General features: G+C 68.2%; 19 protein-coding genes. 11 read left to right on the forward strand and 8 right to left on the reverse strand.

The window, feature by feature from the left end:
• Positions 1–23: 23 nt before the first annotated feature.
• Entirely contained in the window at positions 24–1,127 is a 1,104-nt protein-coding gene (locus RIF23_RS16130) for an AlbA family DNA-binding domain-containing protein (protein ID WP_310913384.1), read from the forward strand.
• Between the two features lie 192 nt (positions 1,128–1,319).
• Here the strand turns inward: RIF23_RS16130 and RIF23_RS16135 are convergent, their stop codons facing one another.
• From RIF23_RS16135 to RIF23_RS16145, 3 genes are read right to left on the reverse strand one after another with little or no spacing between them, the layout of a single operon-like run.
• Entirely contained in the window at positions 1,320–1,991 is a 672-nt protein-coding gene (locus RIF23_RS16135) for a hypothetical protein (RefSeq protein ID WP_310913385.1), read from the reverse strand.
• A 50-nt stretch (positions 1,992–2,041) separates the two neighbouring features.
• Positions 2,042–2,950, reverse strand: coding sequence for a 5'-methylthioadenosine/S-adenosylhomocysteine nucleosidase family protein (locus RIF23_RS16140; protein ID WP_310913386.1), 909 nt, complete (start codon positions 2,948–2,950; stop codon positions 2,042–2,044).
• Positions 2,947–4,728, reverse strand: a complete 1,782-nt coding sequence (locus RIF23_RS16145; RefSeq protein ID WP_310913387.1) for a hypothetical protein — start codon at positions 4,726–4,728, stop codon at positions 2,947–2,949. The genes RIF23_RS16140 and RIF23_RS16145 overlap by 4 nt, the downstream gene beginning before the upstream one ends.
• Before the next feature lie 83 nt (positions 4,729–4,811).
• Between RIF23_RS16145 and RIF23_RS16150 the strand changes: the two genes are divergently transcribed.
• From RIF23_RS16150 to RIF23_RS16175, 6 genes are all read left to right on the forward strand, one after another.
• The gene (locus RIF23_RS16150) at positions 4,812–5,564 is read left to right on the forward strand and encodes an NUDIX hydrolase (protein WP_310913388.1); all 753 of its coding nucleotides are present in this window, start codon (positions 4,812–4,814) and stop codon (positions 5,562–5,564) included.
• Between the two features lie 199 nt (positions 5,565–5,763).
• Positions 5,764–9,507, forward strand: a complete 3,744-nt coding sequence (drmA, locus tag RIF23_RS16155; protein WP_310913389.1) for a DISARM system helicase DrmA — start codon at positions 5,764–5,766, stop codon at positions 9,505–9,507.
• A complete protein-coding gene (locus RIF23_RS16160) occupies positions 9,507–11,390 on the forward strand; it encodes a DUF1998 domain-containing protein (RefSeq protein WP_310913390.1) in 1,884 nt (627 codons plus the stop codon). Before drmA ends, RIF23_RS16160 begins: the two co-directional genes overlap by 1 nt.
• A complete protein-coding gene (locus RIF23_RS16165; RefSeq protein ID WP_310913391.1) occupies positions 11,387–11,908 on the forward strand; it encodes a hypothetical protein in 522 nt (173 codons plus the stop codon). Before RIF23_RS16160 ends, RIF23_RS16165 begins: the two co-directional genes overlap by 4 nt.
• A gap of 39 nt (positions 11,909–11,947) precedes the next feature.
• On the forward strand, positions 11,948–12,136 hold the full coding sequence (locus RIF23_RS16170) for a phospholipase D-like domain-containing protein (RefSeq protein WP_310913392.1): 189 nt from the start codon (positions 11,948–11,950) through the stop codon (positions 12,134–12,136).
• A gap of 73 nt (positions 12,137–12,209) precedes the next feature.
• The gene (locus RIF23_RS16175) at positions 12,210–12,575 is read left to right on the forward strand and encodes a VOC family protein (RefSeq protein ID WP_310913393.1); all 366 of its coding nucleotides are present in this window, start codon (positions 12,210–12,212) and stop codon (positions 12,573–12,575) included.
• Between the two features lie 22 nt (positions 12,576–12,597).
• Here the strand turns inward: RIF23_RS16175 and RIF23_RS16180 are convergent, their stop codons facing one another.
• The gene (locus tag RIF23_RS16180) at positions 12,598–13,119 is read right to left on the reverse strand and encodes a pyridoxamine 5'-phosphate oxidase family protein (RefSeq protein ID WP_310913394.1); all 522 of its coding nucleotides are present in this window, start codon (positions 13,117–13,119) and stop codon (positions 12,598–12,600) included.
• A gap of 56 nt (positions 13,120–13,175) precedes the next feature.
• Positions 13,176–13,844 (reverse strand): DUF899 domain-containing protein, encoded by a 669-nt coding sequence (locus RIF23_RS16185; protein ID WP_310913395.1) that lies wholly within the window; start codon positions 13,842–13,844, stop codon positions 13,176–13,178.
• Between the two features lie 93 nt (positions 13,845–13,937).
• Between RIF23_RS16185 and RIF23_RS16190 the strand changes: the two genes are divergently transcribed.
• The gene (locus tag RIF23_RS16190) at positions 13,938–14,402 is read left to right on the forward strand and encodes a winged helix-turn-helix transcriptional regulator (protein ID WP_310913396.1); all 465 of its coding nucleotides are present in this window, start codon (positions 13,938–13,940) and stop codon (positions 14,400–14,402) included.
• Positions 14,403–14,896: 494 nt separating this feature from the next.
• Here RIF23_RS16190 and RIF23_RS16195 read toward each other — a convergent pair whose 3' ends face one another.
• On the reverse strand, positions 14,897–15,475 hold the full coding sequence (locus tag RIF23_RS16195) for a CGNR zinc finger domain-containing protein (protein ID WP_310913397.1): 579 nt from the start codon (positions 15,473–15,475) through the stop codon (positions 14,897–14,899).
• A 71-nt stretch (positions 15,476–15,546) separates the two neighbouring features.
• On the opposite strand from RIF23_RS16195, the gene RIF23_RS16200 reads away from it, so the two are divergent.
• A complete protein-coding gene (locus RIF23_RS16200; RefSeq protein ID WP_310913398.1) occupies positions 15,547–16,338 on the forward strand; it encodes a class I SAM-dependent methyltransferase in 792 nt (263 codons plus the stop codon).
• A 173-nt stretch (positions 16,339–16,511) separates the two neighbouring features.
• Here the strand turns inward: RIF23_RS16200 and RIF23_RS16205 are convergent, their stop codons facing one another.
• Positions 16,512–17,291 (reverse strand): aminotransferase class IV family protein, encoded by a 780-nt coding sequence (locus RIF23_RS16205; protein ID WP_310913399.1) that lies wholly within the window; start codon positions 17,289–17,291, stop codon positions 16,512–16,514.
• Between the two features lie 210 nt (positions 17,292–17,501).
• Here RIF23_RS16205 and RIF23_RS16210 point away from each other — a divergent pair, with 210 nt between their 5' ends.
• Together RIF23_RS16210 and RIF23_RS16215 are read left to right on the forward strand one after the other, a co-directional pair.
• On the forward strand, positions 17,502–18,332 hold the full coding sequence (locus RIF23_RS16210) for a hypothetical protein (RefSeq protein WP_310913400.1): 831 nt from the start codon (positions 17,502–17,504) through the stop codon (positions 18,330–18,332).
• Positions 18,333–18,510: 178 nt separating this feature from the next.
• The gene (locus tag RIF23_RS16215) at positions 18,511–20,184 is read left to right on the forward strand and encodes a DUF7507 domain-containing protein (RefSeq protein ID WP_310913401.1); all 1,674 of its coding nucleotides are present in this window, start codon (positions 18,511–18,513) and stop codon (positions 20,182–20,184) included.
• 210 nt (positions 20,185–20,394) lie between these two features.
• Here RIF23_RS16215 and RIF23_RS16220 read toward each other — a convergent pair whose 3' ends face one another.
• Positions 20,395–21,273 (reverse strand): SAM-dependent methyltransferase, encoded by an 879-nt coding sequence (locus RIF23_RS16220; RefSeq protein WP_310913402.1) that lies wholly within the window; start codon positions 21,271–21,273, stop codon positions 20,395–20,397.
• Positions 21,274–21,600: the final 327 nt, after the last annotated feature.

Raw genomic sequence — 21,600 nt, forward strand, 5'->3', positions numbered from 1 at the left:
ACGACCAGAGCCCTCAAAAGCCGATGGGGGCGAGGAAAAGCCGATGGGGGTGGCTCCAGGACGGAGAGGATTACGAGACCGAGTTCAAAAGCGACCGGAAGCAGGTCAGCGACCATGATCTGGTGGAAGCCGTCGTCTGCCTGGCCAACGGTAGCGGGGGGCGACTCCTGATCGGTGTCGAGGACGATGGGCGGGTCACCGGAGCCGTGGGGCGCCATGAGCACGGGGGTACCGATCCGGTGCGCCTCGCGGCGCTCATCGCGAACCGCACCGAACCTCCGGTGACGTGCCAGGTCAACGAGGTGGAAAGCGACGGCTCGACGGTCCTCGTGGTGGAGGTTCCGCACAGTCCCCGGGTGACGGGGACCACCAGCGGAACGTACCTCCGACGCGCGATGGGGCAGGACGGGAGTGCGACCTGTCGACCGCTTCGGGCGCACGAGCTGTTAGCCCGGGAGATTGACCGTGGTGCCGCGGACTTCGCTCGGCTGCCGATTCCGGGAGCCGGCTGGGAGGATCTTGACCCGTTCGAGTTCGAGCGGGTACGCCGTCTGGTGGCCGCGTCGGGCAACCGTGCGGATCGGGTGCTCGCCAAGCTCTCGGATCGGGAGATTACCGCCGCGCTGGGCCTGGAGACCACCGAGGCAGAGGCCACGGCCGGAGCCCTGCTGCTGTTCGGGCGCGAAGCGGCCGTGCGCACCCATATTCCGACCCACCAGGCCGCGTTCCAGGTTCAGCAGCGGCGCGCCACCACCACGGAACTGGCCACGGTGACGCAGGGCACAGAGAAGGAGACCCGCCGCCTCCTCGCTGGCATGGTGGAACGGGGCTGGATCCAACCCCGTGGTGAGCGCAAGGGGCGTAGCTGGCACCTCTCCGCGGCGGCAGATCGGGAATTGCAGGCGCCGGAAGGCTACACGCGTATCCGCGGCTTCGAGCCACTCCAGCAGGAGCAGATGGTGCTGACCCACGTCACCGCGCATGGCAGCATCACCCGCGGACAGGCCGCCGAGCTGTGCGCTCTCAGCCCCAGTCAGGCGAGCCGGCTACTCAAGCGCCTGGTCAGCGAGGGCAAGCTGCGGCAACAAGGCGAACGCAAGGGAACCTACTACGCACTGCCGGAATAGGTGGCGGCCGCGACTCCCGCGCCGACCATGTGAGCTGCGGCCGGGCGTTGGGTTGGTGTCTGTCTTATGCCAGAAGCGACCGAAGCCTATCGTGTCGAAGATGATCGCTCAGCAGGGACAGGGACAACTGTGCTTGGGGACTGGACTGGCAACCTGCTCGACATCGACCACGACGGGCCGGCTGCCGGGGCCTCAGCTGGATCGTCCTTCGCGTTGCACCGGGCGGCTCTTGCGCCAGGCGGTGTCGAACAGGTGCAGCGCGATCTCGTACATGAGTCCGGGTCTGCGCGCATAGAGGCACGGCGAGTTCCGCCCATGGGCACGTCCGCGGTAGAAGGTAATGTATGCGGCTTGGTCGGTGGCGATGATGCGGCAGGTGTTCGGCAGGTCGTAGTAGTTCAACTCGATGTCAGACCGGTCACGCGCGACCTCGGCCAGGTAGGAGGCGTTGGTCCGTACCTGTGCGGAAAGAAGCCCGGTGGCGAAGCCTGGATCCGCATCGCACATATCCCCTTCTCGTAGTTGCAGCCACGAGTCCTGGTTCTGGTCGGGGTCAGGGAGCAGGATGCGCGTGCACTCGACCCGTTCGGAGCGTCCCAGCCAGAGTGGTGCGAATGCCTCCCGGGTGAGGGCGTTTCCGCGGCCGGTGAGGACCCGGACCCACGTCGCGGCGGCAATGTCCGCGGCCACATCCCACTCCGCGTCGCGCTGTCGTCGGTACACGCGGTGCACACCCAGGCCGGTGAGCCGGGAGAGGAGCCGTGTCAGTCCGTGGCGCATATGCCGTGACACCGTCCAGCCAACGGCGAGGGTCACCGTTGTTGCGGTGATGGAGCTCAGCATGCCGATCAAGAATTCGGACACGGCGATCATCCTCTCCTCCGGCTCGTTCGGATCGCGGTTACTGGCGACAGTTAGGGGAGATAGGGGAGGAGTGCGCGTAGTACGTGGGCGGCGTTACGGGCGGCGAGTCGGTGGTGTCGGTCGTCCTTGGCGCTGTCGGCGTTGTCGGAGATCCCGCGGACGACCAGCCAGCCAGGGTTGTGGCCCAAGTCCGCCGAATTCTCCTGCCAGAACTGGCTCAGCCCGCCGGCCTCCATATCAAGAGCGAGGATCTTGTCGTTGTAACCGGCTAGGAAGGACCGGATGTCACTGTCGGCGTCTGCGACGACAGCTTCCCCCGAACCGATGGGGCTGGGTAGTGCCCGGAAGGTCCGTTCTCGGAATTCGTCGACCTGACCGGGAAACTCGGCAGGTTCGCCGTGGTCGGTGAAGAACGCGTTCACCGAGTGCACGATCTCCGCCGGCGTTTCGCGATCCTCGCCGCGACGTACTGTTGCTTCGGGCTTCTCCTTGCGCAGCTCGTAGTAGACGACGCGGGTTCCGATAACGACGTCACCGACGTCGATGTCGTCCAGACCGCCGCCGATACCGAAGAGCACCAGAAGTCGAGGGTTGAAGTGTTGCCGGAGGTGTTCGCATGCGGCCATGGCGGATCGCTGCCCCTGTCCGTGCGTGCGGGTGGCAACGACCCTCTTGGTCTGACCGTGATCCTCGATCCGTCCGGTGTGGAAAATGAGCCCGCCGGCCCGGCCGGGTTCCCGGGCAAGCCCCAACGTGTCGTGGATGGCCTGGGCCTCTTCTGCGAGGATGGTGACTACGCCGATGTCCCAGGGATGTTCGGGCTTTGCTGGTTCCTGCGCGGTTGGGTCAGTGGCCTGGCCCAGGGAGTAGGCCACGGTGCTGCCCTCGAACGCATTGCCGCTGACGTTGTTGTTGTCCCCGACGTTGACGACGCCCCTGTTTGGGCCGATACGGGTCATGATTCTGTGGCGCCTTTCTGTTGCCCTGCATCCCCACCCTGCTGAGCGGACAGCAGGGCATTCATGTGCAAGCCGCCGAGGATGTTTCCGTTGACCTGGTTATTGTTACCCAGGTTCATGATTCCGGAGTTGAAGATCTTGGTGGCCTGCTTATCGAACTCCGATGTGTCCACATTGCGCGCGCGCAGGAAATCTTCGGCAGCGTTGAGCAGCCGCTTCTCGATAATCTTCATGTTCTTCAGCAGCGTGGTCCTGTCGAGTTGGACCTTGCTCCACTCCTGGGCCTGTTCCGCGCGAACACTGAGGCGAGGACCGATCATGACACCGCGTCGTGGCGTGAGGGTGCGGTCTCGTTGAGCCCAGAGAGCCAGCCCGAACAGGGCCGGTAGTTCGACGAGACGCCAGAGCTTGCCGAACTCGGCGGGAAGCGTGACCAGGGTGCGTAGCGCACCAGCGAGCACGGCCAGGACACCGTGCTCCCCATAGGCCTCCACACGCTGGTACTCGTGCGGTGTCTGGGCGAGCGCGCAGCCAGCGAAATCGATGCTGAGCATCCTGCCCTGCACGATTACCCGTAGGAGGACCACGGTCACCAGCTCACCGTCCTCGGCGGGAGCCGTGACCTCCAGGAAGTGGTGTTTGCGCCCGTGCGGGTCGTCGATGATTGTGGCGATCTCTTCGCGGGTGGGTTCTCTCCGCAGTAGTGTCCGGTCAGCGGAGGCGGCGGTCTCCGAGATGTAGACCCGGCGGCGTACGTCGAGATCGAGGCGGACGTCGTCGTGGTCCCGGTCGAGAGTCTGAACCGCCGACTCCAAGTGGTCGACGAGTTCATGTGCGGTGAAAGGGGGCGTGCGGTATTCGCGGCTGGCGGTGTCCTCGTCTCCTTCGCTGAGGATTCGGACTGTCATGGGCGGATCCCAGTGGTGCATCAGTTCCCCGGTGCCCACGAACGGTGACTCGTTGCCGTACATACTGAAGAACGGCATCTCGTCCTCGTCGTCTCGAGTCGAGATTCGCCGATATACCGCACAGGGGTGCTGCTGTTGGGAGTCGACAGTGCGCTCCCGGGGGGTCATCCGATGTGGGCGCAGCTGCTTCGGATCGTGGAAGCGGTTGATCAACCCCTGACGCAGACCGCCAAGGAACATCGCGCTTGCTGCGAGTCCGAGCGAGAGCTGCCCCACGAGCAATAGCTCGTCAGGACGCGCAGCCACCAGGCCGAGGATCACCACCACGGTGATTACGCCTGCGGGCAGAATGATCCTGAGTCGTCCGCGCAGCTCATCCCAGGCAGACGTTCCTCGGTTGCGTTGCAGCCGTTTGAACGTCAGCTGTGACTGTTTGACAGTGTCACCGTCGCGCTGAGCCTGCCGGTGCCGGACATGCTCATGGACCAGCGATCGACAGGTTGCGACTTCGTGCCAGACCAGCCAGTAGAGGAGAAGTCCTCCCGCCATCAGGGCTGCGACTGTCTGGTGGCCCAGCAGCGCGGGGATGGAAAAGCTGCCGACGAGGGCGGTGTGGAGTGCGGTTTCCAGGAGACGCGCGTACCAGGCGTTCCGCATCAACGGGATGAGATCGAAGGCGTAGGACGGTGCGACTCGCTTGTACGGGGAGTTGTGGACCTTGCGAAGTACACGGTCCCGGAAAGCTGCATCGATGTAGACGCCGGTGCAGAGGTGGCGCGTGGCTGCGGTGTGGGAGGCGGTTGGGGGGACGCTGTCCGTCGTCGGGGGTGCAGATACTCGCTGATCTGCGACAACGTGGGGTGCGCTCATACCTTCCTACTTTCTCCTTTTAAGGTCAACATGACCTTAAAATAGGAAGTTCGTTTTGGTCAATATGACCTTTAGGGGGAGAGATGAATGTTCAGCGGGACGGAATCGGCGCGGTGGAGACCATGGCGGTCGCAGTAGACCTGGCGATCTTCACGGTGCGCGACGACACACTCCAGGTACTGCTCATCGAACGCGGCAAGGCGCCCTTCCTGGGTCGCGTCGCCCTGCCCGGCGGATACGTCCGTGCACAGGAGAACCTGGACCATGCCGCCCGCCGAGAACTCCAGGAAGAGACGGACATTCGGTCAGCAGGCGACAAGAGCGGGCTGCACCTGGAACAACTTGGCTCCTACGGCGACCCGGGACGCGACCCGCGCGGCCGGGTCGTCACTGTCGCCTACCTCGCACTTGGACCCAACCTGCCAACACCGGTCGCAGGAACCGACGCCCGACACGCCTACTGGACGCCGGTGCAGGAACTGCTCGCCGCCCCCGACACTCTAGCTTTTGACCATGCGACCATCCTGCGGGACGCAGTGGAGCGGGCCCGTACCAGGTTGGAGTACACGACTGTGGCGGCGGCCTTCTGCGCCGAGCCATTCAGTGTGAGCGATCTACGCCGGGTCTATGAGGCGGTTTGGGGGATCGCCCTCGACCCCAGCAACTTCCGCCGGAAGGTAACCCGCGCTGAGGGCTTCCTCGAAGCAACTGGAGAGCAACGGATCCCGGAAGTCGGCCGTCCAGCGGCCCTATATCGAAAAGGGGAGGCCGAACTACTCATTCCACCCCTGCTGCGATCCACCAACGCCACACGTCCGCCGGTCGCACCTGGGTAGAGGGGCTGCGGCGATGACGTTGTTTCGCGCGGTCCGATAGCTCTCACGTGGTCGGCGAGGTCATGGAATCGGCAGCGAACTGCTCGCACTGGCGACTCGGGACGCCCCCAGTGGATAGGGGCGGGAACGGCCGACTGTCGGCGCGCGAGGCTACAGTGAGTTTCTGCACGCATCCCCCAGTTCCGCGGAGAACCAGCCGATGACCGATTCCGCCGCCAGGAACACCGAGTCGCCCAGCCCGGTGCTGGACGTGCCGCTGAACCTGCGTGCGGCACCCTCGCCGCAGGTTCGAGACGAGCTCGAAGATCTGGTGCGCCGGGACCTACTCGGGCCCCGGGACGGCGACTACGAAGAGTTCGCCCCCACGGAGAGCGGCCCGCTGGAGCGCTACCTGGTGGGGCGGCTCGGCCCGAAACAGGAGGCCACCTCGGTGCTGGACACGACCGAGGACGGCGGTAACGACACCGAGAACGCCACCGGCTCCAACGGCGACGACGGCGAGCTCACCGCCCAGCTGACCCCGCAGAACGCGGGAAAACTCTGGGCCTCGGCCATGGGACTGTCCTTCGTGGTGGCTGGCGGCGTCGATGTGGTGCATGTGACGGCGGAGTGGGGCCGCTACGACCGCAGCGAGTCCCTGGACGAGGACGGGGCCACCCGCCGGGTCTGGTCCCGCCAGCCCGCGCGCTACACCACCGAACTACGCCTGGACGGCACGCCCACACGCCGGATCCCGCTCACCGTCGACTCGGTGAACCTCCCCGGAGTACACCTGCGCGCCGACATTCGCACCGGCAGCCACCCCCCGGATCCCGAGGCGCGGGTGGTTGAGCTCAGCCTGGTCAACACCCAAACCGAACCGTCCAGTGGACCGCGGGACACCGCGTGGCTGTTCCAGCCCCGGCTCACCGTCACCGCCCTAGACGGCCACCAGGCCGTGTTTCTGCCGATCGACGACCCGCTCGCGGCGCCTGCGCACGACGCTGACCACGTCGACGCCGAAGAGCAGCACCTGCGCCTGCTGTACCGGAACCACCTGCGCTACGCCGCCGGCCGCAACGTTGCCGTGCACACCCAGGCGCGCACCGGTGAGCGTCAGGCACACCGGCTCCAGACCACCTGGCTGCCCACCTACGACCTCCCGGACACGGTGGCGCCGTCGGTCCGCGACACCCCGCACCTGACCGGTCTGGTCGTCGGGATGACCGCGCTGGCCGAAGCTGAGCCCGCCGAGCTGGCCCGCGGCCTCGCCCCCCTCGCCGAGGGCTACACGGCCTGGCTGGACGAACAGCAGGACAGCATCGGCCAGCTGCCCGACCATCTGCGCCCCACCGCCGAAAGCGCCCTGTCCACCGCCCGGGACGCCGCCGCGCGCATCCGCGAGGGCATTACCCTGCTCACTGACCCGCAGGCCAACCAGCACACAGTGGCGCTGGAGGCGTTCCGGTTCGCCAACGAAGCGATGGCGCTGCAACGCCGACACACGCTCATCGGGGAGCTCCGCGAGAACGAACACCTCGACTACGCCACCGCGCGGGAACGCATCCTCGCCCAGGAGGCGGACGCCCCACACTCCTGGCGGCCATTCCAGCTCGCCTTCGTCCTCCTCAACCTGCCGGCACTGACCGACCCGGGGCACCCGGAACGCTCCACCACCGTGGACCTGCTGTTCTTTCCCACCGGCGGCGGAAAGACCGAGGCCTACCTGGGGCTGGCCGCCTATACCTTCGCGCTGCGCCGCCTTCAGGGCGTGGTGGGCAGCGGCACCGAGGCCCGCAGCGGCGAAGCCGGGGTGGCGGTGCTGATGCGCTACACCCTGCGGCTGCTCACCGCCCAACAGTTCCAGCGTGCCGCCGCCCTGGTCTGCGCCACCGAGGTGCTACGCCGCGGCCGATACGCCACCGGCGACACCCGGTGGGGCGCGGAACCGTTCCGCATCGGACTGTGGGTAGGCCGCCGAGTGGCCCCCAACAGCTACACCGACGCCGAGGACGAGATCAGCAAGGTCAAGAACTCCGGCGGAACCAGCCGGGACACCGTGCTCCAGACCCTGGCCTGCCCGTGGTGCGGCGCGGAACTGCAATCCTGGCGGGACCTACGCCCCGACGGGGCACGGCGCCGGGTGCTGCTGTACTGCCCGAACAGCGAGGGCATGCACGCCTGTCCGTTCTCCGAATCGCAGGCGGACGGGGAAGGGCTGCCGATCCACACCGTGGACGAGGAGATTTACCGGCTCGCCCCCAGCCTGGTCATCGCCACGGTGGACAAACTCGCCCAGCTGCCGTGGAACGGCCAGGCCGGCATCCTGTTCGGCCGGGTCAGTCAGCGCTGCCCCCGGCACGGCTACCGACACGCCGACCTGGACCGCAGCACCGGCTGCACCGACAACCATGGCCCCAAGGGAGCACTGCCCAAAGCGCGGACCGAGCCCGTGATGCCGCTGCGGCCCCCGGACCTGATCATTCAGGACGAGCTGCACCTGATCTCCGGGGCGCTGGGCACTGTGGTGGGCCAGTTCGAGAGTGCGGTCGCCGAACTCTGTCGCTGGCGGGTGGCCGGAACCGACACCAGCCCCAAGGTTGTGGCGTCCACCGCCACCACCAAACGTTCCGCCGAGCAGGTCCGCGGCATCTTCGCCCGTGGACTGGCCGTGTTTCCCCCACCCATCCTGGACGTGGGCGACAACTTTTTCTCCCGCCAGGTGCCGGTCAGTGCGCAGCAGCCGGGCCGACGCTACCTGGGCCTGTGCGCGCACGGCATCCGGCTGAAGCAGGCCGAGATCCGGCTGTCGGAGAGCCTGCTGCTGGCCGCGCAGCGCATGTTCGACACCTACGGGGCGGCCGCCGACCCGTACATGACCCTGGTCGGCTACTTCAACTCCACCCGCGAGCTGGCCGGCATGCGGCGCTACCTCGACGACGACGTCACCGCCCGTATGCGCCAACACGCCACGACGAGTGAGGACAACGAGGTCCGGATTCGTCCCGGCGGGGCAACTCTGGAACCCCAGGAACTCACCGCGCGAGTCTCCTCCGGGGACATCAGTGGCATGCTGCGACTGCTGAACACCGGCTTCGACCCCGAGTACGAGACCACGGTGCGACGGCGTGCCCTCACCGAGGAGGCGAAGAACGCGCATCGGGAGAAGCGGGACCTGAACTGGCCGCAGCGGCCCACCCGCCCGGTGGACGTGCTGCTGGCCACCTCCATGTTGCAGGTGGGAGTGGACGTGTCCCGGCTCGGACTGATGGTGGTCACTGGACAGCCCAAGAACACCGCCGAGTACATCCAGGCCTCCTCCCGTGTGGGCCGCGACCCGCGGCGGCCCGGCCTGGTGGTGACGCTGTACAACTGGTCCCGCCCCCGCGACCTGGCGCACTACGAAGACTTCGAGTACTACCACGCCACCTTCTACCGGCAGGTCGAAGCCCTGTCCATCACCCCCTACACCCGCCGCGCGCTTGACCGTGGCGCGGCCGCCACCTTCGTGGCGGCGCTACGCCACCGCAGGGAAGAATTCTCCCGCAACGCGGACGCGCACCACGTGCCGCTGGACGGCGAGGTGGTGACGGAGGTGCGCACCCGCATGCTGGACCGCGCCGGAGTCGTGGGCGGGCAGCGGGCCCGGGAGTACCTGGACCAGCGTCTCGCGGACGTACTGGACCGGTGGCGTCAGGCGCAGACCCTGGGCTCCAGCGCCCTGGGCTACCAATCGGGCAGCCACAATAAGCAGCAGCTGCGCGGCCTACTCACCGACACCCACAGCATGGAACCCACCGAACTGACCGTGGCCCGGTCCATGCGCGAGACCGAGAACGAAATCAACCTGCTGGTTCCGGCCACCAACCTCTTCACCCCGCAGCGCGAGGAGCCCTGGTCTTACGCCGCGCCGGAGCAGGTTCCCGACCAGGACGGCGACGACACGCGGCAGGGGGCGCAGTGATGGCGAAGACGACACAGCACCGGCGTCGCGTGGGTACAGCCCGCCCCAGCCACCTGATGTTCACCAGCGGGGTGGGCGCGCTGGTGGACCTGCCGAACTTCTCGGCTCTGGTGAGCGGGATCGACGACTGGAACTACGACCCGGTACCCGAGTGGGAACCCCTGTCCGAGCCGCGACTACTCAACGCGGTCTCCACACTGTTGGATGCCCCGGTGAGCGAGCTGCGCACCCCGCCGTGGCGCGACGACGCCAGCAACCCCGAGGAGGCCGCTCGGGTCGGCGTGCCCACGATCCCCTTCCCGCAGTGGCTGCGCTGCACCGCCTGCAACCGGCTCGCCAAACTCGATTCCGGAGACTGGGGCTTCACAAACGAGCTCCCGCGCCAGCCCGACAAGGCGCACTTCCACCACGCCAACTGCTCCGGTAAGAAGAACAGCAAACCGCTGGCCGTGCCCGCCCGGTTCGTGCTGGCCTGCACGAACGGGCACCTGGACGACTTTCCCTACGTGCCGTTCGTGCACAAGGGGGATGCGTGCCCCGTGGCACCGCACCCGCGTCTGACGATGCGGGACCGGGGCGGAAACCAGGGTCCGGACGTGTTGATCAAGTGCGTCAGCTGCTCGGAGTACCGCCCGATCCGGGACGCCATGGGGGAGCGGGGCCGGGAGAACCTGCCCCGCTGCCGGGGACGCCATCCGCACCTGGGCACCTGGGAGGAAAACGGCTGCGGCGCCGACACGCTGAAGGTGTTGGCCGTGGGCGCCTCGAACCAGTGGTTCCCGGAGGTGCGCTCGGCCCTGGCCATGCCGCCGACCAAGGCCAACGCCCTGGACAACGAGATCGAGAAACGGTGGGACCGGCTGGTCAAAGCGACCTCGATCGACAAGCTGGAGATTCTGCTGGAGGAGCCGCGCTACGCCCCGCTGAATGACTGGGCGTTGCCGGAGGTGTGGGAGGCCATCGAGCGGCGCCGCGCCGCCGAGCAGGACGGCGATACCGCCGTGGACACCGCCACGGACCTGCGCACCCCCGAATGGGAGATCCTGTCCACCCCGAATCCTCCGAACAATCAGGAGGACTTCGCGCTGCGCCGCGACCCGGACGGGGTGCCCGCCAGTCTGCGGGGGATGTTCGCCGATGTGGTGCAGGTCGAGCGGATCCGCGAGGTGCGCGCCCTGGTGGGATTCACCCGGTTGGACGCGCCCGACCCCGAAGACCCCGAGCTGGTGCAGCGGGCACCGCTGTCCCGCGGCAAACCCTCGTGGGTGCCCGCGAGCGAGGTGCGGGGGGAAGGCATCTTTCTGCGGGTGGACGAAGACATGATTGCTACCTGGGAGCAGAAGGTCGCCACCAGTCCGGCAGTGGTCGAACACCGGGAGGCCTACCGGCGGTTCCGCCAGAACCGCTACTCGGGACGCATCTCCGGAGACGTCGACCCGCTGCGCGGCTGGCCCGGCCCGCGTTACCTCGCGCTGCACACCCTGTCCCACCTGGTGGTGCGCACCATCGCGCTGGAGTGTGGCTACAACGCCGCCAGCCTGTCCGAACGTATCTACGCCCAGCCCGGCCAGGCCGGAATCCTGATCTACACCGCCGTCCCGGACGCCGAAGGCACCCTCGGTGGGCTGGTGTCTCTGGCCGAGCCGGAGCCCCTGCAACGGCTACTGCGCCGCGCCCTCGCCGACGCGCGCCGCTGCTCCTCGGACCCGCTGTGTGCCGAGCGGCTGCCCCGCGCCCCCGCGGACCTGCTGCACGGGGCGGCCTGCCACGTGTGCCTGTTCGTTTCCGAGACCACCTGCGAGCGCGGCAACCGGTTCCTGGACCGCCGGTTCGTGGTGCCGATCGACGCCGAACTTCCCCCGCTGTGGGGAGAGGCCCGGTGAGCTGGGCCGAGCTGGAGCGCCGCGCCGAGTCGCTGGTGCCCGAGCTCGGTGCGGTGCGGTTGCGGGAGCTTGCGGGATGGCTGGCCCAGGGCTGGTCGCCAGAGGTGGTGCGGCGGGCCGAACCGCGGGCGGCGCCACTTCTGGAGGCAGTGGCCGCGCTGCCGGAGCCCGGGCCGGAGCCGGCCCTGGCCTACCTGCGTGGGGTTGCCGCTGGATACGCGCGGCGCGGCAGCGAAGCCCAGGTGGAGTCGGTGTGGAGCGGTCCCGGCACCCACCGGGTGCCGGTGCGGGCGATGGCCCAGGTGCTGACCAGCCTGGTGGAGGACGCCCGCACCGAGCTGGTGCTGACCACCTATTCGGCGCGTCCGTACCCGCCGCTGCTGGATGCGTTAACGCAGGCCCGTGCACGCGGGGTGGCGGTGACGATCGTCGTGGAAACGCTTCAGGGAGCCGGCAGCGCCCTAGCCGGCGCCGAGCCGCACCAGGCCTTCGCTGAGGTTCCCGGGGTAGAGCTGTGACACTGGCCGGTCGCCAACCGTAGCGAGTCGGGTTCCCGAATGCACGCCAAGCTGGCCGTGGCGGACCGGCGAGTGTTGCTGGTGTCCAGCGCCAACCTCACCCAGTCCGGAGTGACCGCCAACATCGAGGCGGGCCTGCTGGTGCGCGGCGGCAGCGCGCCCGCGCGGGCCGCGGAACATGTGGCGGCGCTGTGCAGTAGCGGCACGCTGACTCGGCTGGAGTGGTAGCCGGCTGCGTGCTCGGCTCCGGCTCGCGGTGGGGCGAGCCGGGAATGTCACCGGGGCGCGTCATGCTGGGGGCATGCTCGATCACATATCGATTCAGGTGGATGACCTGGCGGCCTCGATGGCCTTCTATGACGCGGCGCTCGCCCCGTTGGGCGGGCGGCGGCTGCTGGAGTTCGATTTCCTGGTGGCCTACGGAACCGACCAGCCAACCTTCTTCGTTGAGGCGCACGGGGTTACCGGCCCGCAGCGGGAGACCCACATCGCGTTTGCCGCGGCCGACCGGGGGAAGGTCGCGGCGTTCTACGAGGCGGCACTGGCGCATGGTGCGCAGGAACTTCATGCCCCACGGGAATGGCCCGAATACCATCCCGGATATTTCGGTGCGTTCGTGCGGGACCCGGATGGGCACAACGTCGAGGCGGTGTGCCACGGGGAGTGACCCCGGAACCCGTGTACTGCGTTCAGTGGAATCGCCACCGGGTCGCGGTCATGCCCTGGGCTCCGTAGCCCAGGGCCCGGGTGGGGCTGATCCGATACAGCGCGTATTCCGGGGAACCCGGCAGGGCGTCGTCGAACAGCGCACCGTCCCGCAGAGTGAGCTGCCATCCGAGGCTGGTGGCGAAGGCGTTCAGCACCCGGCGCAGGCTGTCTGGCGCGTGTTCCCGGGTGGCGGTGCCCTCCAGGGCGAGGTCCAGCTCCGAGCTGGAGACCGACAGGGTGCAGTTCGGATTGGCGGCCAGGTTGCGCCCCTTCTGGGAGCCGGGGCGGGTGGCGAACCAGGGCACGTCGTCCAGCCACAGTGTTACCACGGGGGTGCTGTGGGGGCGGCCGTCCGGACGCACCGTGCCCAGCCACACCGTGACGGCCGCCTCCATGGCGGCGCGGGCCTGCTCCCAGGGCGTGATCGTGTCCGGGTCGGTGCTCATCGGGCTGGCGTCGGCGTCGCTGAATAGTAGTTCCGCGGTGGGTGTGTTCGTACGCACGGGGTTCTCCCATCTCCGGTGGGCCTGGTCGATGGTGGTGGGCTGGTCGTGGCGCGTTACGGCGTGGGCCGGTCCTCGTATTCGTCGTGGAGCCGCCACCAGGCGTACGGCGGCTCCTGCGGCCATCCCTGCGGGGAGTCTTCCCAGGTTTCCTGGCGGCCGTACGGGGTGAGGTCCAGCAGGGACCAGGTGCTGCCGAGCCGATCCACGCCACGGGCGGTGGTGACGTAGCTACGGTAGACGTCCGCGCCGTCGCGCAGGAAGACGTTCAGCGCGAAGCCGTCTCCGGCGTCCATGTCGTCGACGAAGCTGCTGTCCAGCGCGGAGTACCACGGCAGGGTCCAGCCCATGCGCTCGCGGAACGGCAGGATCTCGTGTAGAGGGCCGCGGGAGACCAGTGCGATCGAGGTGTCGCGGGCGTGGAGGTGTGCGGGGTGTCCGATGTTGTCCACGAACATTGAGCAGCCCGAGCAGTGGTGGTCGGGTCCGTGCCACATGAACACGTAGACGATGAGTTGCCGGCGCCCGGCGAACAGGTCCAGTAGCCGGACCGGGCCGTCGGGGCCGTGCAGGGTGTACTCGGTGTGCACGCGCACCATGGGCAGGCGGCGGCGCCGCGCGGCCAGGGCGTCGGCGGCTCGAGTGTGGTCCTTCTCTGCCCGCAGCAGCTCGCTTCGTGCGGCGCGCCACTCCTGCTCCGAGACGATTTCGGGACGAGGATACATGTCATTACCTCGAAAGTTTCGTTAGGGAACTCAATAGGGCTAGCCTAGCTGCATACGTTCCCTGAGGGAACCCATTGCGCGTACGATGGCCACATGCAGCGCACCCGATTCGCCGACATGACCTGCTCGATCGCCCGCACCTGGGACGTGATCGGGGAACCGTGGTCGCCGCTGATCCTGCGCAACATCTACATCGGCGTGACCCGCTTCGAGCAGCTGCACGAGAGCCTGGGGATCTCCCGCAAGGTGCTGACCGAGCGGCTCAAGTGGCTGCTGGACTACGGGGTGCTGGAACGCCGCGCCTACAGCGAACGCCCACCGCGCCACGAATACACCCTCACCCCAAAGGGCACGGAACTGTGTGACCTCCTGCTGGCTATGGTTCGTTGGGGAGACCGCTGGACCGCGGGGGAGGCGGGGCCGCCGGTGCTGTACCGCCACCACGCCTGCGGCCGGATCAGCCATATCGAGCCGCACTGCTCGGAGTGCGGCGAGCCTATGCATGCCACCGACGTTGACGTCCTGCCCGGGCCCGGTTCCGAGCCCGAGGTGCAGTAGGGATGGGCATGGGCGGGGCCAGCCGGTTTTGGTGGAGACGGGGCAGCGGCCGCCACCGCACAAACTGGCCCCACCGACGCGGGATGGCAGCGCCAGGCGAGTCGGCCCCGTCCCGCCAGCGGGCCTGGCGCTGGAACTGGGACGGCCCGGTCCGCGTCATGGTGGGGCAGTAGCGGCGCGGCCCGGGCCCAGAGGTGCGACCACGATTCGTATGGTCGGCGCGACGTTAGGTTAACCGGGTGTCGTGGAGTTGCGCTGGCGTTTTTCCAGATCGGCCCGAGGCTTCCCGCGGCGCCTGCGGAAGGTCGCCCGCGCGCGGCGGGCTAGGGTGCGGCCACGGTCGAGGGCTGGTGGCGGGATGGATCGCAGAGGTGACCAGTTCGCTGCCCATCGGTTGGGCGTCTTTGAGGGTCTCGCCGTCGGTGATGTGCGTCAGGGTGCGTCGTGGGGGGCGTGCCCGGCCCTGCCTTCTGCGTGGGGGCTTCTGCTGGCCGCTATCCGTTCCGGCTGGCGCGGCGGGCGCGGAATGCGGCGGTTTTCGTGCGGTTTTGGCAGTTGGTTGAGCAGAAGCGTCGGGTGCCGTTGCGGGAGGTGTCGACGAACACCCGGTCGCACTGTGTGGCGGAGCAGATTCCCACTCGGTCGGCTGCGGAACTGCCGAGTACGAAGGCGAGGGAGGTTGCCATTCCGGCTACCCACGCGGTTGCCCAGTCGGCGCCGGGGGCGTGAAAGTGCAGGTGCCAGGGCTTGTCGTCGTAGCGCACGAGGGTGGGCCGGGATCCGGTGTCGGTCATGAGCTGGTTGACGGTGGTGCAGGCCGTGTCCAGGTCGGAGGCGTCGACATCGGAGAACACGGTGTAGAGCCGCATGGCGTAGGCGCGGAGGGTCTCCAGTTCCGCGGGTTGGGGAGTGTGCCGTGGGAACTGGCTTCCGCCGCTGGCCAGGCAGCTGCCGACTTCTTCGGGGGTGGCTTCGCCCGGGAAGGGGCGGCCGTGTCGGTATCCCGGCCGCAGCAGGTTGACGGCGGCGACGGTCGCCGTCAGCACATCCGCCATGTGACTGTCGAAATTCACTTGATCGGTTACGCTCCCACTGTCTAGCGTCGTTACTGTCTAAAACAATAAAGACAGTTACGGAGTTCCCCATGGCAGCATCGCCTACGGACACGACCGTCAGCCCGGATGTGGCCGCCGAGTGGATCGAACGCTGGGACCGCCAACAGGAGGGTTTCATCCCCCATCGGGAGGAACGCTTCGCCGTCATCACCGACTCCGTCACCGCCGCGCTCTCCGATATCGATGCTCCCGTCATCGTAGATCTTGGCTGCGGCCCCGGGTCCCTCACCGCACGCCTCGCCCGCAGCCTGCCCACGGCGACACTCATCGGGATCGACGCCGAACCGCTGCTGCTCGGGCTGGCGCGTGCCCACTACGGAGAGATCGCAACCTGGGTGCAGACCGACCTCGGCGATCCCGCCTGGGTGAACGTCCTGCCCGACACGATCCACGGCGCCGTCTCGACCACGGCGCTGCACTGGATGCACCGTGACTCCCTGGCCGCGCTGTACAGCAGCCTCGCCAAACGCACCGTCCCCGGCGGCGTGTTCGTCAACGCCGACCACATGCCACTGCCCGACGAGCAACTCCAGGACCTGTCCACCTCGGTCTACGCCGGACAGTGCCGCCGCGCCGGTGTGGCCGACCGGGAGGGCTACCATGAGTGGTGGGACGCCATTCTCGCTGACGAGCGACTGGCCCCGATCACCGGAGCCCGCCCCCACCCCGAGGCCGACTCTGCCGACGGGGCCGAACACCACCACGGCAGCAACCTGGTCACCGCCGCCGAACATGCCCGGCTGCTCCAGGAGTCCGGCTACACCTCGGCCGGGCCCGTGTGGCAGGCCGCGGACGACTTTGTGGTGGCGGCGCTGCGCTGAGGGGGACCTGGTCCGGGCTGGGCGTGCCCACCGCCAGGCGCCGCGGAACCGGTGCCGCATCAGGCATGCCCGGCTCCGATCTGCTGGGTGACCGTGAAGCGGCTTTGGTGGCTCACGTTCACCCAGCTACTGCCGCACTGTTCCGGCGAGCTGTTGGCCGTGCGACCACGGCCCTACACGGGCTCCGAGGGGAGCTCGGCATAGCGTGTGGCCAGGGTCTGGAACACGGGATGCTCCGCGGGCAGCGCAATATCGTCGATCGCAGTGACGGGGCGCACCCCCACGGCGGCGTTGGTGGCGAACACCGCGTCCACGCCGGGCAGGTCGTCCCGCGTCAGGGGGACGGTGTCGTGGGTGCCGCCCGTCTGTTGGAGCAACCGCATCGTCACTCCGGGCAGGCAGTCCGCCCGCGGCCACAGCACCGTCGCACCGGCCACGAAACCGATGTTGGATGTGGCCGCTTCGACGAACACCCCCGCGGGATCGGTGAACACCACGTCATCGAATCCGCCCCGCTGCGCGCGCCGACGCAGGTGCATCGCGCCGAACAGGCCCACATGTTTCACCTCGGGCAGGTCGCGTCGGTAGGTGACGGACTGGAGCCGCAGCCCGGAGGGTGGCCCCTGCGGAGCACCCCGGGTGGTCACCAGCACACGGGGCCGGGCCGCAGCACCGATGTGGCCCAGGTCCAGCGCCGGATCGACGATGGTCACACGCACGATGACCGCCTCCTCGGAGCCGGCCACGGCCCGCCGGACCAGCTCGCGGACCCGCTGCGGATCCAGTTCGGCATCGAACACCCGGCGACAGTCCCGCACCAGCCGATCCAGATGCAGCGACAGACCCCGCACCCGTTGGTTCTCCACCCGCAGCGTGGTGAAGTGCCCCATGTTGGTCAACGCCACGGCCGTGAGCTGCTCGATATCCACAGGGACGCCGTCAAGTTCCGCCATGGGCCTCAGTGTGGCAGCACACGCGGCTCGGGGCTGCACCGGTTCCGCGAGGTCCCTGGCGGGGCCTTCGGGGAGACCTCGGGCACACCGCGTGCCGTTGCCCAGGGTTCCACGGCGTGACGTAGCGTGGTTCGGGTGCAGATGCGCCGGGGAGACGAGGCTGGGCACGTCTCCCCGGACGCGTGTCCCCGATGTGGTTGAGGAGTGCTTGTGCCGGACTTGAATGGTCGGATGATGGGATTCGACGAGTCCACATCGAAGATCATCAAATGGTCGCCGGAGGAGGTTACCCCCCCGATCATCGCCATGGCCGGCGCTGAGGACAACGTCCTGCTCGCCATGGCCAACGCTGGACTGCGACGCCACCGGGGCCTGCTCGTCGCGACCGGGGGCGACCTCCGCTTCTACGAACAGTCCCAGGTCACCGAGGCTATCGAGAATGGTGGCCGGGCATTGCAGGACGCGCTGCTCGTCCTGCCCTACACCGAGATCCTCCAGATCAACGCCCCGGAAGGGGGCGAGGAACTGGGAGTGTGGACCGCACACCACGACCTGGTCCGGTTCCTGTGTGACAGCCCGCGTGGCATGGTGCGCCTGGGGCGGGTACTCCAGGAACGTACCCACGGGCAGGGCCACTTCCGCGCCGACCGCAGGATGTGCCGGCAGGGGCGCCGCTTCGCCCTGCTGCACGGCCCGCAGGACACCGTGCTCAACGAACGGGCCTGGACACGTGTGTGGCTCCAGGACCGGGACATCGCCCTTGTGGATCCGCGCACCCGTGCCGGAACCACCATCCGCTACTCCGACATCACCTCCCTGAGCGTCGCCGCTCCCCCCAACGGCGACGGAAACACCATGCTCAGTGCGGCCGCCACGGACACCCTGCGGCAGCTGCGCCGCCGCAAGGCCGTCCGCGCGGTGCTGCGCCTGGACACCAACCACGGCGAGCTGGACCTGGCCACCTGTGACGTCTCGCCTGAGGAGTTGGACGCCGAACTCGCACCCGCCCGCCGCCGTATCGGCACTGCGGACGCGACCTGACCCCAGACCGGCACGGTCCGGACGGACGTCCACCGCTCCGAGTAAAACCGTTGCCAGCCCAGTCACCACCGAAAGTGATATTCCCGTCAACTGGGTATGTCGTTGACTCGTTATGTGGCCTGCACGTGACCAGCATCGAATGACAGCAGGTCCGTGACGCCACGCTGACGGGGGCGATATGCGCAACGGTGAACCGAAGCCATGGACGGCGCTGGGGACGACCCTCCTCGCTGTTCTGGTCACAACAGCGATGGCGCTACCCGCATGGTCCGCGTCCGGAATCGGACCAGCTGCCGCCCAGGGCGCACCGTCCCTACAGCTGACCAAGACGGTGGCCCCCGACCCGTTGGTGATCGGGGAGCAGGCCCAGTACACGATCACCGTCACCAACACCGGCGACACTGACGCCGAGGATGTCACCGTGGTTGACCAGCTGGACCACGGCATCATCGCCGGGGACCTCCCGGATCCGTGCACTGCCGACGGGCAGGACATCACCTGTGGCGGTAGCGGGTTCACCGTTTCGGCGGGGGAGACGGTCGAGTTCGTGCTGCCGGTGACCGTGGACTCCGCGCTCGCCGATGGAACCAACATCGTCAACGAGGCCGAGGTCAGCACGTCCACCCCGGACGCCGGCACCGACTCCACCCGGCTCATCACCATCGCCCAAACCATGACCGACGTGGAGATCACCAAGTCCGGACCTGCCACGGTCGAGCCCGGCGGGACCATCACCTACACCGTGGAGGTCACCAACCACGGTCCGTCCGAGGCGGTGGACGTCACAGTCCAGGACCCCACCAACGGCAACCTGACCGCGATCAGCGAGCTGCCCGAGCAGTGCCCCGACTCCGGGCTCACCATCAGCTGTGCCCTGGGCATTCTGGAGCCTGGCGAGACCGTGACCCTCACCTTCGTGTTGACCGCGGCCGATCTCGCCGAGGGCGCCACGATCGACAACTGCGCAACGGTATACACGGGGAGCCGCGAATCGAATGTGGCCAACAACGTGTCCTGCGTTTCCACTGACGTCGGCACCGACGTGGACGCGTCCGAGGCAGACGTGGAGATCAGCAAGTCCGGACCGGCCACGGTCGAACCGGACGGCACCATCACCTATACCCTGACTGCCAGCAACGTCGGATCGGCGGCCGCCGACGATGTCCACCTCCTGGACCCCATCGATCTTGGCCAAGCGACGCTCACGGAGTTCCCGGAGCAGTGCGAAATTCGGGAGAACACGCTGATCTGCGAGATCGGCCACCTGGATCCGGGAGAATCCGTGGACCTGGAGTTCACCGTGCACGTGGCCGCCGACGCCCAGCACGGAAGCATCGTCCACAACTGTGTGCTGGCCTATTCGCCATCCCGCGCGGTCAGTGCGGACGCCAACCGCGACTGTGTCGACACCGAGGTCGAGGATCCAAGTCCGGACCCGTCTCCGTCACCCACCGACGAGCCGGACCCGTCCCCGTCACCCACCGACGAGCCAAAACCCACGCCCACGGAGGACCCCGACCCCGGCCCCGAACCGACGGAGCATCCGTACCCGACGCCGCCGACGAGCGTGGGGCCGGAACCCTCGTCCGCGCCGAGCACGGACGCCGACCCCACACCGGCCGCCGTGCCGAGTTCGGGCACCAGCACCGGCCCCGAGCCGGTTACCGCACCCACCGGGAGTGACCGGGGCAGTGTGTCCAGCCTCCTCGGCCGGGATGACGACGGGCGGTCCCTGCCCACCACCGGCGCGGCGATCGGTCTGATGGCCGCGCTGGGGGCCGTACTCATCGTGGGTGGGCTGATGCTGTGGCGTGCCGGTCGTCGGGCCGAGGCGGGCACATCCGCGCAGTAGCGGCCGTGCCCACGTGGCGGTTGCGGGCCCCGGCGCTGCGGTGAGCTAGGTCCTGCTTCGTGAACCATTTCGGGCTCGCGTCTCCCAGGACGACGCGCGCTGCGCCGATGCGCGCACACAGCCAAAACCAGGATGCCGTTCGCACATCGGCTTGCGAGACCTCGCCCTGGAGAGCCGCTCCCTCATCCGAAAGCGTTCAAGAAACACTCCCTAGCCGCCGCCGGGCCGGGATCCCTGCCCGTCCAGGTGCAGCACCCCGCCGAACTCGTAGACGCGTTTGGAACGGGCGGAGGCCCCGAGGAACGGGGCGAGTTCGGCGGCCACCTCCTCCAGGGGCGGCTGGTCCGGGTCGGGCCGCCAGTCGGTGATGTCGCCCAAGCCCGGTGCCACCGGTTCCAGGCCCTCCAGCCAGGTGGTGACCTCGGCGGCGGTCCGGGTCCGCCAGGTCATTCCGATCGAGGTGGCGACCTGTGTGGATTCCGCGGCCGTCGCCTCGTCGTTGGCGCAGACGTGGGAGAACGCGAGGTAGCTGCCCGGCGCCACCCGTTCCATCGGCCCGTGCACGGCCCGCCGCGCCGCCGCATCCTCCGGGATGCAGTGCGGAATCGAGAACATCAACACGGCCACCGGCTGGCTGACGTCGATCAGGGAGCGTGTGTCCGGGTGATCAAGCACCGTGTCCGGTTCTGTCATATCGGCGGAGATCACCGTGGTGTTTGGGTTATCGGCGAGCAGCGCGCGTCCGTGGGTGAGCACAATCGGGTCATTGTCCACATACACGACGGTGGAGTCCGGAGCGAACTGCTGGGCGACCTGGTGCACGTTGTTGTTCGTGGGTAGCCCACTGCCCAGGTCCAAAAACTGTCGAATACCAACGTCGCGCGCGAGGTAGCGCACCGCCCGGTACAGAAACAGCCGGTTCTGCCGCGCGATGTCCAACAGTTCGGGAAACACGGTCAGCCCCTGGACCGTGGCGGCGCGATCCACGGCGAAATTGTCCTTACTGCCGAGGCCATAGCCGTAGACGCGGGCCGGGGTGGGGTAGTCGGTCGGTAGATCGGGCGGGAAAGGCTGGTCAGTGTCGGACATGGTTGCCGTCCTCTGGAGTGGGGGGAGCGGGGCCGCCACGATGCGGTGATTCCCGCCGCAGGGTAGTGGGACGAATATCCCGTTCGCTACGAAGTCTCCTCGGGGCCGGTAATGCGTCCACCCCAGGCGGCGGAGCCGACCGGGGTGGGCGCGTGGCTGGCGTGGCTGGCGTACCCGCCCGCCCCTACACGCGGAGCTCGGCGCCCCGGTTTGCTGCCCTCCTCCGGTTCAGCCCGGCCGCGCCACCCTGGCTGTCACCCGGATAGCAGCCGGGGCGCCAGCGGCTCCGGCCGGCGCCCCGGAGACCACTCCGCCATGGACGGAGCA

This window comes from Lipingzhangella rawalii, assembly GCF_031628175.1.
Classification (GTDB): domain Bacteria; phylum Actinomycetota; class Actinomycetes; order Streptosporangiales; family Streptosporangiaceae; genus Lipingzhangella_A; species Lipingzhangella_A rawalii.